Consider the following 14,742-nt stretch of genomic DNA (forward strand, 5'->3'; position numbering starts at 1 on the left):
GCCGCCAGGTTGGTAGGGACAGGGAGACCTCACCGACCGGCCGAAGGGGGACCGATGTCGTTGGCGTGGCCGTATGCGTGCTCGGACGGGACGGCGGTACGCGGGCGCGCGTGTGAGCGCTCCGCTCCGGCGGGCCGCCGATGACCAGGCGTCCGCCCGCCCGGCGGCGCACCGGCCGGCGCCCCCGCCGCGGACGTGGCGGGCACGACACCTTCATCGCCCTGGCGGTGGCCGCCGTCGCGGTGGCGGTGGTCAACTGGCTGTTCGCACACTGGTGGTTGCCGCTCGCCGCGGCCGTGCTCGGCGGCCTGGGCGGGATCGGGTGGTGGCAGCTGCGGGCGCGGCGTGCGCGGTGGGAGCGGACCCGGGCGCGCGCCCTGCGCTACGGGCTGGCCCAGCTGGACGCGCTGTCCCACCGGGAGTTCGAGTACGCGGTCCGGGACCTGCTGCGCCGGGACGGCTGCGCCGATGCGGTGCAGGTCGGCGGGCAGGGGGACCTGGGAGCGGATGTGAAGGCCACCGATCCGCTGGGCCGGCGCTGGGTGATCCAGTGCAAGCACCGGCGCGACGGCGATCGGGGCGCGGCCGTGGGCACCCCGGAACTGCAGGTGCTGAACGGTACGGGCCGCCCGGTCCACCGGGCGGACGTCGTGGTCATGGTCACCAACGGCAGGATCACACAGCCCGGCCGCGCCTTCGCGCGGGAGCAGCGGCTGCATCTCGTCGACCGCCGGCTGCTCGCCTCCTGGGCCGCGGAGGCGCGACCGCTGTGGGAACTGCTGCCCGCGCTGCCACCGCCGCGCAGACCGACACGTCTCTCCTGAGCCGGCCATGACGCGGCCGCGCGCGATGGAGCAGCGGTTCCGCCCGCCGCCCCACGGCGCCCTCCGCCATCGCTCAATGTGCTTTCGCACAGGGCAAGTTGACCGCGACGGCGGTACGTATCGGTGTCACCGCTGCACGCCCCGGTGGGTCCGCCGGGGGTCGCCGTCGGCGGATCTCCTCCTCCCGGGCCGGGCCCTCGTTCGCCAGTGTGGGCCGGCAAGCCCGCTCGGTGACCGGCGTCGAGCGCGGGTCGGGCAGCCCGGTGCCGCGCAGGATGCCGAGGAGGGTCTCGGCCACCGCGATCTCGCGCGGCCGTCCGGTGACCCGGTTCGCAGTGAGCAGCGCGGCCTTGGGGGCCGGCCCCGCGCCGAGGCTGCAGTAGCGGCGCTGGGGGAGCGGGGTGACCGGGAGGCGCAGCTCATCCGCGCTGGGCGTGAAGCCTGCCCCCACGCCCTTCGTGGGCCTGCTCACCGACTACGGCTAGCGGCCCAGCGCGTCCTTCAGCTCCTGCTTGTTCATCGAGGAGCGCCCGTGGATGTCGCGCTTCTTGGCCTCCTCGTACAACTGGTCCCTCGTCGGTCCCTCCGCTCCGCTGTGCGAGCGCCGGCCGCCACGCTCGTACGACGACTTCGGGTCGCGGGTCGATGCCTTGCCGGCACTGCGGGACTCGCCCGACCTGGCCCGTTCCTTGTTCACGGTGCGTGCCGCGATCTCCTTGGCCCGCTTCGTGGACTCGCCGCGCTGCTCGGCGCTCTCCTTGATGTGCTCGTACTGGCGCTCACGCTTCGCGCTCGATCCCGCAGGCATGATGGCTCCTTTCGCTGGAAGTGACGGGTACCCGTGCCGGACCACGCGTCACACGGACGCGGGCGGCCGAGGACGGCAGGGAACCGGGCGTCAGGCCCGGGTGCCGCCGATCGACGGGCCTGCCGGGGTCCTGCCCTGCCTCCTGTGCAGGCCCGAGCCGCGCCGGTGGTGTGCCGCTCCGCCGAGGAGCATGGCCATGCCCAGGCAGAAGAGGAGGGCCAGAGCCAGGCCGGAGCAGAAGAGGGCGACCGGGCTGAGGGTGGCGATGTCGTGACCGAGTACCGAAACGGTGTGGTCAGGACCGCCGGACATGTTGTCGCTGATCGCGAGGGCTGTGAAGGCACCCGCCCCGACGATGAGGAGCAGTCCGAGGAACAGCATCCGATTCATCTCCTCCAGTTGTCCGTCCCGTCGGGTGCCGGGTACCGGGTACGCCACGCCTTACACCGGGGGCGGCCGGGCGCGGCACGGCCGGTGCACGGGCGTGCCGCCGTCCCGTCAGGCGACCCGGTACTGCTCCGCCTGGCGCCGGCGCAGGGTCAGTCCGTGTCCGTGGCCCTGTTCCGGCCGGACCGATCCGCCCGCGGGGTCCAGCGCCCCGTCGAAGAACATCGACTCGATCCGCACGTGGTCGTGGAACCATTCGAGGTGGCGCAGGTTGGGGATCGCGGCGGCGGCCGCGGCATGGACGTGCGGGGCGCGCAGCGCGGAGACGTCCAGCCCGTGGGCGTGGGCGAGAGCGGCGACCCGCAGGAAGTCCGTGATGCCCCCGCAGCGCGTGGCGTCGACCTGGAGACAGTCCACGGCGTTCGCCTCGATCAGGCGGGCGAAGTAGGGGAGGTCGTAGCCGTACTCACCGGCCGTCACCTCGCAGGGCAGGGTGTCGCGCAGCAGCCGCAGCCCGGTCAGGTCGTCGGAGGAGACGGGCTCCTCGAACCAGGTCACGCCGTACTCGGCGAGCCCGTCCCCGACGCGCAGCGCCTGCTTACGGGTGTACGCGCCGCTGGCGTCGACGTACAGCTCGGCGTCCGGACCGATGGCCCGGCGCGCGGCGCGGACACGGCACAGGTCCCACCGGGGCTCGCGGCCCCAGTCCTCGCCGATCTTGATCTTGACGCGGGGGATGTGCTGCTTGTGCACCCAGGTGCCGAGCTGCTCGGCCAGACGCCGGTCGTGGTACGTCGTGAACCCACCGCTGCCGTACACCGACACGCGGGTTCGGGCCGCGCCGAGCAGGCTGACCAGCGACAGGCCCAGCAGGCGTGCCTTGAGGTCCCACAGGGCGGCGTCCAGGGCGGAGATCGCGCACGCGGTGATCCCGGGCCGGCCCGCGTTGCGCACCGACCGGCACATCGCGTCGTGCAGCGCCGGTATGTCCAGCGGATCATGGCCCTCGACGAGGGGAGCGAGGTGCTCGCCCAGCATCAGCCCGACGGCCGCCGGGCCGTACGTCCAGCCGGTGCCGGTCGTGTCCCCGGCCGAGACCTCGGCGATCACCATCGTGGTCGAGTCCCAGGCCAGTGTTCCGTCCGCCTCGGGGGCGTCGGTAGGCACCGTGTACACGGACACCACGGGTCGGCGGAGTTTCATCGCGTACCTGCCCGGGGCCGCCATCAGTCGCGCGGAAGCTGTGGCAGCACCTTTGTGCGGTAGAAGTCGAAGAAACCGCGTTGGTCGGGGCCGATCTGATTGACGTAGATCCGGTCGAAACCGGCCTCGGCGAAAGCGTTCAGCGCGGCCACATGAGCGTCGACGTCGTCCCCGCACACCACGTTGTCACGGACCATCTTCTCCGTGACGAGCGGTTCCAACTGCTCGAAGTGACGCGGCGAAGGCAGGGTCTGGCCCATCTCGCCGGGCAGCAGTTCGTTGAACCACAGCCGGCGGACCGTGCGGACCGCCTCGTCGCGATCGGGACCGTAGCAGACCTTGGTGCCGCCGCTCACCGGCTTGCCGGCGCCACCGGCCCGCAGGAACTGGGACACCAGCGACTCGTCCGGCATCATCGTGATGTAGCCGTCGCCGATGCGTGCGGCGAGCCGGGTCGACCGGGAACCGAAGGCCGACACATCGATGGGCACCGGTTCGTCGGGGAGTGTGTAGAGGCGGGCGTTCTCCACCGTGTAGTGGGGACCGTGGTGGCTGACCTCCTCGCCGGTGAACAGCCGGCGCATCACCTGGACCGCCTCCTCCAGCATCTCCAGCCGCACCTGCGTGGGCGGCCAACGATCGCCCAGAACATGCTCGTTGAGCGCCTCACCCGTGCCCACACCCAGCCGGAAGCGGCCGCCCGTCATCGTCGCGCAGGTCGCCGCGGCCTGCGCCACCAGCGCCGGATGCATCCGCACGGTGGGGCAGGTGACCGCCGTCTCCACGGGCAGCGACACCGCTTCGGACAGGGCGCCGATCACCGACCAGACGAAAGCGCTCTGACCCTGGGCCTCGTTCCACGGGTGGAAGTGATCGGAGATCCACAGGGACTGAAAGCCCGCCTGTTCGGCGGCTCTCGCCTGCTCGATGAGGTCATCCGGACGGAATTCCTCACACGAGAGGAAGTATCCGTACTCCGGCATCTGCGCTCACCTCCGGCACCGAGAGCGAAGTCGATCCTCCTCCGGGTTACCGGTGTGCGAGGACGGAAACGGGCGCTCCGGGGATAATTCCGATCCCCGGAGCGCGTGTCCCGACCGATGTCACCACCGATACCAGCGCGCCCTGCCACCACCGGTCGTCCCTCGTACCAGGAACCCCAGGAGCCAGACCACGAGCACCGCGAGGGCGATCCACCAGAGGACCTTCACCGCGAACCCGATGCCGAAGAGCACCACTGCCAGCAGCAGGACGAGAATGATGGGAATCATGTCAACCTCCTGACCACCGTGTTTCCCCGAATGCGACGATCAGGCATGTTCACGCCCGAGGTTTGCCCGGCAGCAGTCGGCGAGCCCGCAGCGGCCGGTACACCGTCAGGGCCGCGGGCAGCTTGTCCAGGGTGACCGCCCCGTCCACGTCGGTGACTTCGCCGTCGTAGGCGAGCAGCGTGCCGGCTGGCAGGCCCGTCACCCGCAGCCGAGCCCGCTGGACCGCCGCGTGCACCCGGGAGCGGCTGAACGGACCCGCGGCGGCCGCGGCGAGCAGCCGCAGCGCCGGCCGGGGGCCGCCGTGCACCACGCGCACGTCGAGTCGCCCGTCCACCAGGTCCTGCCGGTGCCCCGGTGCCAGACCCCTGCGGTGGTAGATGCCGTTGCCGGCGTACAGCAGCCACAAGGGACGGCGCCGGCCGTCGAGTCGGGCCGTGAGTGGGTGCCGGTCGGCGCGCAGCACGTGCAGGGCCGCGAGCACCCCGGCCGGCCAGCCGCCGACCCGGTGCGACCAGCGCTCGCGCACCCGCACCAGCTCGGGATAGACGCCCAGGCTGCACCCGTTGAGGAAGACGCCCCGCGTCTTTGCGGACGTGAACCGTCCCACGTCCACGCGCACCGCGTCACCGCGCGCGACGGCCCGGCCGAGATCTCGTGCGCCTTCCACACCCAGGTCCCGGGCGAAGTGGTTGTAGGTGCCGCCGGGCAGGACGGCGAGGGGCAGGCCGTGCCGCAGGGCCACCTCGGCCGCCGTGTTCACGCTGCCGTCCCCGCCGCACACGCCGAGCACCCGGGCGCGTGCCGCCGCCCGCCCCAACTCCTCGCGCAGCCGGTCGGGTTCACAGACCACGACCTCCGCCTTCGGCAGGACGGTGCGCAGCGAACGGACGGACTCCGCACTGCCGGCGCAGGTGTTGGCGACGACCACCAGGCCCGCGCCGTCGGGCAGCGCGGGCGCCGGGCTGCGGGACCGGCTGTGCGGACCCGCGCCGGGCCGCGTCGGCGCGATCGCCCGTACGGCGAACGCGGCGCCCACGCCGAGGACCGCCCCCGCGAGGACGTCGCTCGGGAAGTGGACGCCGGTGTAGACGCGGGACGCGGCGACGGAGAGGGCGGCCGGCGCGACGGCCGCACCCCAGTGGGGTGACTCCAGCGCGACACCGGCCGCGAAGGCCGCCGCGGACGCGGAGTGCCCCGAGGGGAAGGACGTGGTGATCGGCTGCCGGCCGAGCCGCCGGACGAGCGGCACCGGGTCCAGGACGGGACGGGGGCGGCGTACCGAGCGCTTGCCGATGGTGTTGATGGTCAGGGACGCCAGCGTCAGGGAGGCCAGACCCCGCGCGGCGGCCCGCCGGGCACGCGGAGTGCCGCTCGCGGCCATGGCCGCCGCGACGGCGAACCAGAGCGCGCCGTGGTCGGCGCAGCGGCTGAGCCGGGGCAGCACGCGTTCGGCGGCGGGCCAGTGCCAGGCGGCGGCCCGTTCGAACAGCCGCCGGTCCTCGGCGAGCAGCACGGCCCACGGACCGCGCCGGCCGCTACCCGATGTGGTCAGATCGACATGGACGGTCATGGGTATCCGGTGCCCGCCCGCGCGTCGTCCACGCGCCACCGGTTCACTCCGGCTCCGGTCCGCGACGCTGTGACGCGATCGGTGTTTAGTGACTCGGCGCGGGGGAAAGGGACAAACAGAGTGTTTCGGACATGAGGCACATCCGTGGGAGCGACGACGATGTCTTCCCGTCGCCCGGATGCGGCCGTCCGAATCGCGGTCGCAAGTCCACGGTGATCGTTCATCCCTCGCGCAAGAGAGGTGCGACGCACCATGCGAACACGAACGAGCGCGCAACACCATCCGCACGACGACGCTCCGGACACCGAGCAGGCGTTCCGGCGGCTCGCCGGGCTGCCTGCCGGTCACGAGCGCGACGCTCTCCGTGAGGAGCTGGTCGAGGCGTGGCTGCCCATGGCCGAAAGGATCGCGAGCCGGTTCCGCAGCCGCGGGGAGAGCTACGAGGATCTGCGCCAGGTCGCGGCCCTCGGGCTGGTCAAGGCGGTCGACCGCTACGACCCCGACCGCGGCAACGCCTTCGAGAGCTACGCCGTCCCGACGGTGACGGGCGAGATCAAGCGGCACTTCCGCGACCACATGTGGACGTTGCACGTGCCCCGCCGGGTGCAGGACCTGCGCAACCGGGTCCGGGCCGCCTGCCAGGACCTGTCGCGAAGCGTCACCGACCGCTGGCCCAGCGTGCGGGAGATCGCCGAGTACACCCATCTGAGCGAGGAGGACGTCCAGGTGGGACTGGAGGCGCTGGAGAGCTTCAGCGCACTCTCCCTCGACGCCGAGGTCCCGGGCAGTGACGACGGGTACTCCCTCGGTGACGCCCTGGGCGAGTGCGATCCGGCCCTCGACACCGTCGTGGACCGCGAATCCGTCAAGCCCCGCCTGGAGGCCCTGCCCGAGCGGGAGCGCACCATCCTGTACATGCGGTTCTTCAAGGACATGACCCAGAGCCACATCGCCGAGGAACTGGGCATCTCGCAGATGCACGTCTCGCGTCTGATCAACCGCTGCTGCCACCAACTGCGCGACGAGGTCCTCCAGGGCGCCGCCTAGCCGCCGGCCGTGCGCGCCAAAGTCCCCGTCCGACGGCGAAGTCCCATCCGGCGGCCGCCCTGGGTTGTCGCGGCCGCCGGGGCTGTGTCTACCGGGCGCCTGTCACCGGTGCGCCGAGCGGTGCGACTCCTCGTGGCGGCGCGCGCGCCGGCCGGAGGAGTGGGCGCGCTTGCGGGCGCCGGGCAGGAACTCCTGGACCTTGGCCTTGAAGCCCTGCCGGACCACGGCCTCGCGTTCGACGTCACCCTTGAAGATGGCCTTGGCGGTCGACTCCATCTGGTCCCAGGTCGCGTGCGGCGGGATCGGCGGCACGGAGGGGTCGGTGAGGAACTCGACCACCGCGGGCCGGTCCGCCCGCAGCGCCGCCTGCCAGGCGTCGAGGACCCCGCCCGGCTTCTCCACCCGCATGCCGAGCAGGCCGAGCGACGTGGCGAACTCCGCGTACGAGACGTCCGGTATCGACTGGGACGGCACGAACTGCGGCGAGCCGCCCATCGCGCGCAGCTCCCAGGTGACCTGGTTGAGGTCCTGGTTGTTCCACACCGCGATCACCAGCCGCGGATCGCTCCACAGGTCCTGGTACTTGCTCGCGGTGATCAGCTCCGCCATCCCGTTCATCTGCATCGCGCCGTCCCCGACGAGCGCGATCGCCGGACGGTCCGGATGCGCGAACTTCGCCCCGATCGCGTACGGCACACCGCTGCCCATGGTGGCCAGCGTCCCGGACAGCGAGGCCCGCATCGCACCGCGCAGACGCAGATGGCGGGCGTACCAGTTGGCCACGGATCCGGAGTCGGAGGAGATGATCGCGTCCTCGGGCAGCAGGGGGTCGAGCGACCACGCCACGAACTCGGGGTTGATCGGGTCGGCCGACTGCTCGGCGCGCCGCGTCATCACCCCGCGCCAGCGTTCGTTGTTCGCGATGATCTGCTTCTGCCACGAGCGGTTCTTCTTGCGGCGCAGCAGGGGCAGCAGCCGCGACAGGGTCGCGCGGGCGTCACCGATCAGATTGACCTCGTAGGGATAGCGCATGCCGACCATGTGCGGGTCGATGTCGATCTGCACGGCCCTGGCCTGGTCGAACTCGGGCATGAACTGGGTGTACGGGAAGCTCGAACCGACCGTCAGCAGCGTGTCGCAGTCCCGCATCAACTCGTACGACGGACGGGTCCCCAGCAGCCCGATCGCCCCGGTGACATAGGGCAGTTCGTCACTGAGCACGTCCTTGCCGAGCAGCGCCTTCGCCACCCCCGCGCCCAGTGCCTCCGCGACGCGCTCGACCTCGTCGGCGGCCTCCGCGGCGCCCTGGCCGACGAGCATCGCCACCTTCTCCCCGGCGTTCAGGATCTCGGCGGCGCGGTGCAGCGCGGCGTCGTCGGGCTGCGGCGCGAACCGCTCGCAGCCGAGGCTGGAGGGGACCATCTTGAAGGCGTGCGTGGGCGGCGAGTAGTCCAGCTCCTGGACGTCGGCGGGGACGATCACGGCGGTCGGACACCGCCGGCTCCAGGCGGTACGGATGGCCCGGTCCAGCACGTTCGGCAGCTGTTCGGGCACGTTGACGGTCTCCACGAACTCCGACGCCACGTCCTTGAACAGCGTGTGGAGGTCGACCTCCTGCTGATAGGAACCGCCCATCGCGCTGCGGTTGGTCTGCCCCACGATCGCCACGACCGGCACATGGTCGAGCTTGGCGTCGTACAGCCCGTTGAGCAGGTGGATCGCGCCCGGGCCCGAGGTCGCCGTGCACACCCCCACACGCCCGCTGAACTTGGCGTACCCGACGGCCTCGAACGCGGACATCTCCTCGTGCCGCGACTGGATGAAACGCGGATCGTTGTCGGCGCGGCCCCACGCGGCCAGCAGCCCGTTGATGCCGTCCCCGGGATATCCGAAGACGCAGTCCACGCCCCACTCGCGCAGGCGGGCCAGGATGTGGTCGGACACCTTGGTGCTCATGGCCTCCTCCTCGAAACTGTCGGCCGCCGCCGCACACACCGCGGCGGTGACGACCGGGACACACGTGCGGAGTAACCCTCGCTCGCGCCGGAAAACCTCCCGCGCACCCTGCGTCACCTCACTCCAGGTCGTCGAGCCGGCGCCCCGCGGCGGCGAGGGAACGGCGGCAGCGGCTCAGGTCCTTCCACGGGTTCCCGTGCTCCTCCAGCCGCTCGGGCAGGGTGCGCAGGGTCCAGCGCCGCGGGCCCAGCTCCGGGTCGTCGAGCTCGTCCCACTCCAGAGGGGTGGCGACCGGGGCGTGCGGGAGGGCCCGTACGGCGTAGGGGGCGACGGAGGTCTGGGCGTAGGCGTTGCGCTGGGTGTCCAGGTAGAGGCGGCCCCGGCGCCTGTCCTTGCGCGCCTCGGTCGTCAGCCGGTCGCCGTGCCGGGCGGCGAGGACACCGGCGACGCGGCGGGCGAAGTGCCGGGCGGTGTCGAAGTCCGTGCGCCGGTCGAGGGGCACCAGCAGGTGCAGGCCGCGCGATCCCGTCGTCATCAGCGCGGGCCGCAGCCCCAGCTCGGTGAGCAGGTCGCCCAGCCGGCGCGCGCCCCACCGCACGTTCTCGAAGCCGTCGCTCCCGCCCCCGGGCGGGTCGAGGTCGAAGACCAGCCGGTCCGGGCAGTCCAGGCAGTCCGCCGGGCTCAGCCAGGGATGCGGGGTGATGCACGCCTGATTGGCGAGGTAGAGGAGGGTGGCGGTGTCGTCGCAGACGGCCATGGTGAGGCTGCCGCCCTCCTTGGGCACCCGCACGGTGCGGATCCAGTCGGGGAAGTAGGCGGGAACGTCCTTGTGGTAGAAGGACTTTCCCGCACAGCCGTCCGGATAGCGCTCCATGACCAGCGGCCGGTCCCTGAGGTGGGTGAGCATCGGTCGCGCGACCGTCCGGTAGTAGTCGATCAGCTCGGCCTTGGTGATGCCGTCGTCCGGGAACAGTTCCTTGTCGGGACGGGACAGCGGCACGCTGTGGCCGCCGACCCGGATCTCGTCCCTGGTCCTCGCCGTGGCATTCATGAGTCCGTCCTCGTGTCGTGGATGCCGGTGCGCCGCCGCAGCCACGCGCGGCCGGTCCGCGGGCCCTTGCGTCCGGAGTCCGGCCGGCCGCCTTCTCTCCGGGTGCCCGCGAGGGCAGGCCGCATGCGGGCGGAACCCCGGTCGGCGGGCCGGCGCGGGGCGGTGTACGGCGCGCTACACGGTCATGGCGACAAGCAGCACCGCCACCCCGACCGCGAGCCACGCCACGTAGTCACCGAGGTGCCCCGAGTGCAGCCGGCGCAGGGGCACGATCACGCGCCGCCCCACGGCCGCGCAGAGCGCCGCCGCACGGACGGCGACGGGCGAGCGCAGCGTGGGGCCCCAGACGGCCGCCGCGGCGAGCAGTACCGCGAGGACGGTCGAGACGAGTGCGAGGATCACGCCCTCGGCGCTCCAGCCGGTGTCGGGCACCCGTGCCGAAGGGGCGACGGTGCGGCCGTAGACCGCGGCGGTGTAGGCGGTGCGGTCGGTGAACTGCCGCGCGGCCCGGCCGAGGGCGGCGCCGAGGCCGGGCAGCAGCCCGACGGCGAGGGCGCCGGCCAGCAGTACGGCGGGCACGGCGAGCATCGGTACCGGGGGCCGGCGCCGCGGGTCGCGGATCTCCGGCTCCTCGCCGCCGCCGGTCGTCTCCGGCCCGGCGTAGCGCTCCCGCGGCCGGGGTCCGGCACCGGCGAAGATCCGGGCACCGGCCCGCAGCACGGCCCCGCCCGTGAGGGCCGAAACGAGCACGAACACCGCGGGCAGCCACGGGAATCGCTCCTCCCCGGCGTGTTCGGTGACGGCCTTGCCGAGCGCGGTGCCGAACGGCGGCAGACCGGCGAGTCCGAGACCGCCCACGGCGAACAGGACGCCGACGAGCGGCAGTTCCCGGCCGCGCCGGTACAGCCCGTGCTCGTCGACGGACCCGTACCGGTCGAGCAGGACACCGGTGGTGGCGAACAGGGCCGCCTTCACCCCGGCGTGGGCGGCGACGTACAGGGCCACCCCGGCGGTCCCGGCCGGGGTGAGCAACGCCGCCCCGGTGAGGAAGAGGCCGACATGGCCGACGGTGGAGAAGGCGAGCAGGCGCTTGAGGTGCCGCTGCTGCCAGCACATCACCGCGCCCACCAGCGCGGTCAGTACGCCGGCGGCGACGAGCGTCGCGCGCAGATGGGGCTGTGTGACGCCGTGGGGGCCGGAGAAGACGACCCAGTACACGCGGGCGGTGCCGTAGACGGCGAGTTCCACCATGACGCTGGAGAGCAGCATGCACACCGGGGTCGGGGCCACGGAATGCGCGTCCGGCAGCCAGAAGTGCAGCGGCACCACCGCTGCCTTGACCAGCAGCCCGGTGACGATCAGCACGAAGGCGACGGCGATCAGGGTGTCGGAGCGGTGGTGGGCGATCTTCAGCCCGATCTGCGCGAAACCGAGTTCGCCGGTGTGGGCGTACACCAGCCCGATGCCGAGCAACGAGCAGTACGCGCCGAGGGAGTTGACGACACCGAAGACCAGGGCGCCCTGCACCGGCCGCGGGTCCTCGATGCGGTAGCCCGTGAGCGCGTAGGCGACGGCCCCCATCAGCTCGAAGAACACGAACGCGTCGAACAGGTCGCCGGTCAGCGCGAAGCCGACCATGCCCGCCTCGAACAGCAGGATGAGGGCGGGGAAGGTGCCCGCGTGCTCCACCGGAGGCTCGTCGAAGTAGCGCCACGCATAGGCGACCACGGCGAGGACGAGCGCGCTGGTCAGCAGCGCCAGGCCGATGCCGATCCGGTCGCCGACGAACACGATGCCGACGCTCTCGCCGTGCACCGGCGACCAGCCGCCCAGCCACGAGACGCTGTGCCCGTCGCCGGTGCGCAGCCACAGCCAGGCGAGGTCGGCGACCTCCAGCACCGCCCAGACCGTGACCAGCGTGTCGATGACCACGCGCGGCAGCCGGCGCCCGCCGACCACGAGCACGACAGCGCCCAGCAGGGGCACGGCGACGGCGAGCGGCAGCAGATCGGCGGTACGCACCATAACCGGCCCGCTAGCCCTTCAACCCGGTCAGGGCGTCGGGGTCGACCGTGCCGTGCCGCTTGCGGATCTGGATGGCGAGCGCCAGCAGCAGCGCCGTGACCGTGGCGCCCACCACGACGTCGGTCAGCGCCAGCGCCTGCACGACCGGGTCGACCGTGTGGGTGCGCAGCGGCGTGTCGGTGAAGTAGGGCGCGATGCCGCCGCGCCGGTAGCCGACGGTGAGCAGCAGCACGTACGTCGACGACTGCGCGACGGCGAGACAGCCCACGGCGTGGATGATGTTGCGGCTGGTGACCATGCCGTAGACGCCGGCCAGGAGGATCCAGCCGGCCGTGAGAAAGGGAAGGATCGTCATGTGCCGCCTTTCGAGCCGGAGTCCTGCGTCGATCGCACCTCGACGGCCTGGTCGAGGAAGGAGGCGAGCAGGACGATGACGCCGGAGCCGACCTCGACGCCGACCGCCGCGTTCAGCACGGGCACCAGGCCGCCGGAGGAGAGCTGCCCGAAGGTGCCGAGGGGCAGCACGTTCTGCAGATAGGCGGCGCCCGCGATGAGCCCCGCGAACCCCAGCGCCACGAAGGCACCCGCGCCGAGGGCGTCGGCCACGTCGAACACGGCCAGTGGCCGGACCCGCTTCAGCACCCGGTAGTCCACGGCCACGTACGCCATGTGCAGCCCGGTCGCGAGGATGACGCCGCCCTGGAAGCCGCCGCCCGGCGACAACTGGCCGTGCGCCACGATGTACACCCCGGTCAGCAGCGTGACCGGCACCATCACCAGGCCCAGCAGCCGGGTGCTGGGCAGGACCCGGCCCGCCCGCGGATGGCCGGGCCGCTCGTCCCGCGCGTGGCGCAGCAGCACGATGGTGCCGAGCACCGACGCGAACAGGATCGACTCCTCCCCGAGGGTGTCCAGGCCACGCTGGTCGAAGTTGACGGAGGAGACGGCGTTCGCGGTGTGCTGCCGCAGGGAGGCGGTCACCGAGCGGGTGGCGTAGGGGTGCACGCTCGTCCCGAAGTGCGGCAGTCCGGTGCACGCGAGCGTGTACACCACGGCGAAGACGACGGCCGCGGCCCAGAAGAGCGCGACGCGGGCGTTACGACTCATCGCCGCCCTCGTCCCCGCGACCGCCCCGGTCCTGCCCGGGCGCGGGCGTACGGCGCACCTTACGGACCGTCAGCAGGATCAGCAGCGGGGTCACCGCCGTCCCGACGCCCAGCTGGGACAGGGCCACGTCCGGCGCCTGGAGGAGCGTGAACAGGACGGTGAGGCACAGCCCGAGGACGGCCAGCAGCACGGCCTGCCGTACCGGGTCGCGGGACAGTGCCGCCGCGGTGGCGCTCGCCGCGACCAGCACCAGCGCGACGGCGATCAGATACTCCTGTGCGGTGGCGGTGTTCACTCCGGGGAGTCCTTTCGCAGCAGATGGTCGTGCTGGGCCGTCGCCCGGCCGATCGCCATGGCGGTGACCGCCCCGCCGATCGCGACGATCACGGCGATGAGCAGCAGCTTGACGGCGGCGCGCCCGGGCCCGGTCTCGACGGCCAGGGCGAGGGCGACGAGCGGCGCGCCGAGGGTCGAGGCGGGGGTGAGGGCGTGCAGCCGCTGGAACGGCCGGGGGAGGGCCACCAGGGCGACGGCGGACAGCAGGGTGACGCCGGTACCGGCGACGAGGAGCACCAGCGCGCAGACGTGACGGGCCGTCATCTCGCGTCTTTCCCGCCGGTCCGGGTGTCCGGCGCCTCGATCGACCGGCCGCCGAGGAAGCGGGCGAACACCAGCGTTCCCGCGGGCCCCAGCACGGCCAGGACGAGGCCGAGGTCGGCGAAGGAACTGCGCCCGAACCCCTGGGAGACCAGCAGCAGGACCACGGTGACGACGGTGGTCGCGAGGTTGAGCCCCGCGAGCCGCTCGACCGCCGCTCCCCGGCCGGCGGCCCACAGGCACGGCGGCATCGCCAGGGTCAGCAGCACCGCGGTCGCGAGCAGCCAGGCGTTCACCGGCGCCGCCCCTCGGTGAGCGTCTCCTCCAGCCGCGTACGGTCGTCGGTGAGGAAGTGCGCGACGGCGCTCCGGTGGCTCTCACCCGGCCGCCTGCGCGGTACGTCGACGACATAGGTGCCGGGCGTGGACGACAGCAGGGCGCACGCCCACGCGGGATCCGCACCGGACGCCAGCGTCACCGTCTCCAGCCTCCCCTCGGCCGCACGGCCGCCGAGGCCACGCGCGGTGACCGAGCACAGCCGGGCCAGGTCGGTGAGGAGCGCGCCGGGCCAGGCGAGGGCCGCCGCGCCCGCCCCACGGGCGCCCTCCATCCGGGCCGGCGCCGCCGTGTGCACCGCCCGTGCGGCGACCGCGCAGATCAGCGCCCCGCCTGCGACCACGACGAGTTCCAGCGCGGAGACGGAGCTGATGAACATCACATTGAGCACGACCAGCCCCGCCCACCAGGCCAGTACCTCGCCCACCGCGGCTGTCGTCCGCATCGCCCCTCCTGACCGGCGTCACGCCTCATGAACCAGCAACGTCTACCGCGCACGGCGACCGCCACGCCCCACGCACGCCGGGCGGACCGGGCCGGCGGGACGAGCATCACCGTGA

The 14,742-nt window shown here is 72.7% G+C and carries 18 protein-coding genes; 2 read left to right on the forward strand and 16 right to left on the reverse strand.

What is annotated here, in order from left to right; all coding sequences use genetic code 11:
• Positions 1-140: 140 nt before the first annotated feature.
• Positions 141-824 (forward strand): restriction endonuclease, encoded by a 684-nt coding sequence (locus ACZ60X_RS08605; RefSeq protein ID WP_469595045.1) that lies wholly within the window; start codon positions 141-143, stop codon positions 822-824.
• 73 nt (positions 825-897) lie between these two features.
• Here the strand turns inward: ACZ60X_RS08605 and ACZ60X_RS08610 are convergent, their stop codons facing one another.
• From ACZ60X_RS08610 to ACZ60X_RS08640, 7 genes are all read right to left on the reverse strand, one after another.
• Positions 898-1,296, reverse strand: coding sequence for a hypothetical protein (locus tag ACZ60X_RS08610; RefSeq protein ID WP_469595048.1), 399 nt, complete (start codon positions 1,294-1,296; stop codon positions 898-900).
• 9 nt (positions 1,297-1,305) lie between these two features.
• Positions 1,306-1,632, reverse strand: a complete 327-nt coding sequence (locus ACZ60X_RS08615) for a plasmid stabilization protein (protein ID WP_469595050.1) — start codon at positions 1,630-1,632, stop codon at positions 1,306-1,308.
• Positions 1,633-1,722: 90 nt separating this feature from the next.
• Entirely contained in the window at positions 1,723-2,013 is a 291-nt protein-coding gene (locus ACZ60X_RS08620; protein WP_469595052.1) for a hypothetical protein, read from the reverse strand.
• Between the two features lie 117 nt (positions 2,014-2,130).
• On the reverse strand, positions 2,131-3,222 hold the full coding sequence (locus ACZ60X_RS08625; RefSeq protein WP_469595054.1) for an enolase C-terminal domain-like protein: 1,092 nt from the start codon (positions 3,220-3,222) through the stop codon (positions 2,131-2,133).
• A 23-nt stretch (positions 3,223-3,245) separates the two neighbouring features.
• Complete coding sequence (locus ACZ60X_RS08630) at positions 3,246-4,205, reverse strand: LLM class F420-dependent oxidoreductase (protein WP_469595057.1); 960 nt, start codon at positions 4,203-4,205, stop codon at positions 3,246-3,248.
• 120 nt (positions 4,206-4,325) lie between these two features.
• Complete coding sequence (locus ACZ60X_RS08635; protein ID WP_469595060.1) at positions 4,326-4,493, reverse strand: hydrophobic protein; 168 nt, start codon at positions 4,491-4,493, stop codon at positions 4,326-4,328.
• A 49-nt stretch (positions 4,494-4,542) separates the two neighbouring features.
• The gene (locus tag ACZ60X_RS08640; protein WP_469595063.1) at positions 4,543-6,063 is read right to left on the reverse strand and encodes a phosphatase PAP2 family protein; all 1,521 of its coding nucleotides are present in this window, start codon (positions 6,061-6,063) and stop codon (positions 4,543-4,545) included.
• Between the two features lie 252 nt (positions 6,064-6,315).
• On the opposite strand from ACZ60X_RS08640, the gene ACZ60X_RS08645 reads away from it, so the two are divergent.
• Positions 6,316-7,110 carry an RNA polymerase sigma factor SigF gene (locus ACZ60X_RS08645; RefSeq protein ID WP_469595066.1) on the forward strand — a complete coding sequence of 265 codons (795 nt, stop codon included), beginning with the start codon at positions 6,316-6,318 and terminating at the stop codon, positions 7,108-7,110.
• A gap of 102 nt (positions 7,111-7,212) precedes the next feature.
• On the opposite strand, the gene ACZ60X_RS08650 is transcribed toward ACZ60X_RS08645, so the two are convergent.
• The 9 genes from ACZ60X_RS08650 to ACZ60X_RS08690 form a co-directional block, all read right to left on the reverse strand.
• Complete coding sequence (locus tag ACZ60X_RS08650) at positions 7,213-9,066, reverse strand: thiamine pyrophosphate-requiring protein (protein ID WP_469595069.1); 1,854 nt, start codon at positions 9,064-9,066, stop codon at positions 7,213-7,215.
• Positions 9,067-9,184: 118 nt separating this feature from the next.
• A complete protein-coding gene (ligD, locus tag ACZ60X_RS08655; protein WP_469595071.1) occupies positions 9,185-10,117 on the reverse strand; it encodes a non-homologous end-joining DNA ligase in 933 nt (310 codons plus the stop codon).
• Between the two features lie 174 nt (positions 10,118-10,291).
• Positions 10,292-12,142, reverse strand: coding sequence for a complex I subunit 5 family protein (locus tag ACZ60X_RS08660; RefSeq protein WP_469595073.1), 1,851 nt, complete (start codon positions 12,140-12,142; stop codon positions 10,292-10,294).
• 10 nt (positions 12,143-12,152) lie between these two features.
• Complete coding sequence (locus ACZ60X_RS08665; RefSeq protein WP_469595076.1) at positions 12,153-12,497, reverse strand: sodium:proton antiporter; 345 nt, start codon at positions 12,495-12,497, stop codon at positions 12,153-12,155.
• On the reverse strand, positions 12,494-13,249 hold the full coding sequence (locus ACZ60X_RS08670; protein WP_469595079.1) for an MnhB domain-containing protein: 756 nt from the start codon (positions 13,247-13,249) through the stop codon (positions 12,494-12,496). The genes ACZ60X_RS08665 and ACZ60X_RS08670 overlap by 4 nt, the downstream gene beginning before the upstream one ends.
• Complete coding sequence (locus tag ACZ60X_RS08675) at positions 13,239-13,544, reverse strand: Na(+)/H(+) antiporter subunit B (RefSeq protein WP_469595081.1); 306 nt, start codon at positions 13,542-13,544, stop codon at positions 13,239-13,241. Before ACZ60X_RS08675 ends, ACZ60X_RS08670 begins: the two co-directional genes overlap by 11 nt.
• Positions 13,541-13,849, reverse strand: coding sequence for a cation:proton antiporter (locus ACZ60X_RS08680; protein ID WP_469595084.1), 309 nt, complete (start codon positions 13,847-13,849; stop codon positions 13,541-13,543). Before ACZ60X_RS08680 ends, ACZ60X_RS08675 begins: the two co-directional genes overlap by 4 nt.
• Positions 13,846-14,142 (reverse strand): MrpF/PhaF family protein, encoded by a 297-nt coding sequence (locus tag ACZ60X_RS08685; protein WP_469595087.1) that lies wholly within the window; start codon positions 14,140-14,142, stop codon positions 13,846-13,848. The genes ACZ60X_RS08680 and ACZ60X_RS08685 overlap by 4 nt, the downstream gene beginning before the upstream one ends.
• Positions 14,139-14,627, reverse strand: coding sequence for a hypothetical protein (locus ACZ60X_RS08690; protein ID WP_469595089.1), 489 nt, complete (start codon positions 14,625-14,627; stop codon positions 14,139-14,141). Before ACZ60X_RS08690 ends, ACZ60X_RS08685 begins: the two co-directional genes overlap by 4 nt.
• Positions 14,628-14,742: the final 115 nt, after the last annotated feature.

Source organism: Streptomyces sp. NPDC104106 (genome assembly GCF_055584345.1).

Excerpts from the sequence above, each read along its gene's own strand:
- ACZ60X_RS08650 (WP_469595069.1), bottom strand. The coding sequence starts at position 9,066 with ATGAGCACCAAGGTGTCCGACCACATCCTGGCCCGCCTGCGCGAGTGG.
- ACZ60X_RS08680 (WP_469595084.1), bottom strand. The coding sequence starts at position 13,849 with ATGACGGCCCGTCACGTCTGCGCGCTGGTGCTCCTCGTCGCCGGTACC.
- ACZ60X_RS08625 (WP_469595054.1), bottom strand. The coding sequence starts at position 3,222 with ATGAAACTCCGCCGACCCGTGGTGTCCGTGTACACGGTGCCTACCGAC.
- ACZ60X_RS08660 (WP_469595073.1), bottom strand. The coding sequence starts at position 12,142 with ATGGTGCGTACCGCCGATCTGCTGCCGCTCGCCGTCGCCGTGCCCCTG.
- ACZ60X_RS08665 (WP_469595076.1), bottom strand. The coding sequence starts at position 12,497 with ATGACGATCCTTCCCTTTCTCACGGCCGGCTGGATCCTCCTGGCCGGC.
- ACZ60X_RS08605 (WP_469595045.1), top strand. The coding sequence starts at position 141 with ATGACCAGGCGTCCGCCCGCCCGGCGGCGCACCGGCCGGCGCCCCCGC.
- ACZ60X_RS08670 (WP_469595079.1), bottom strand. The coding sequence starts at position 13,249 with ATGAGTCGTAACGCCCGCGTCGCGCTCTTCTGGGCCGCGGCCGTCGTC.
- ACZ60X_RS08645 (WP_469595066.1), top strand. The coding sequence starts at position 6,316 with ATGCGAACACGAACGAGCGCGCAACACCATCCGCACGACGACGCTCCG.
- ACZ60X_RS08620 (WP_469595052.1), bottom strand. The coding sequence starts at position 2,013 with ATGCTGTTCCTCGGACTGCTCCTCATCGTCGGGGCGGGTGCCTTCACA.
- ACZ60X_RS08630 (WP_469595057.1), bottom strand. The coding sequence starts at position 4,205 with ATGCCGGAGTACGGATACTTCCTCTCGTGTGAGGAATTCCGTCCGGAT.
- ACZ60X_RS08690 (WP_469595089.1), bottom strand. The coding sequence starts at position 14,627 with ATGCGGACGACAGCCGCGGTGGGCGAGGTACTGGCCTGGTGGGCGGGG.
- ACZ60X_RS08640 (WP_469595063.1), bottom strand. The coding sequence starts at position 6,063 with ATGACCGTCCATGTCGATCTGACCACATCGGGTAGCGGCCGGCGCGGT.
- ligD (WP_469595071.1), bottom strand. The coding sequence starts at position 10,117 with ATGAATGCCACGGCGAGGACCAGGGACGAGATCCGGGTCGGCGGCCAC.
- ACZ60X_RS08635 (WP_469595060.1), bottom strand. The coding sequence starts at position 4,493 with ATGATTCCCATCATTCTCGTCCTGCTGCTGGCAGTGGTGCTCTTCGGC.
- ACZ60X_RS08615 (WP_469595050.1), bottom strand. The coding sequence starts at position 1,632 with ATGCCTGCGGGATCGAGCGCGAAGCGTGAGCGCCAGTACGAGCACATC.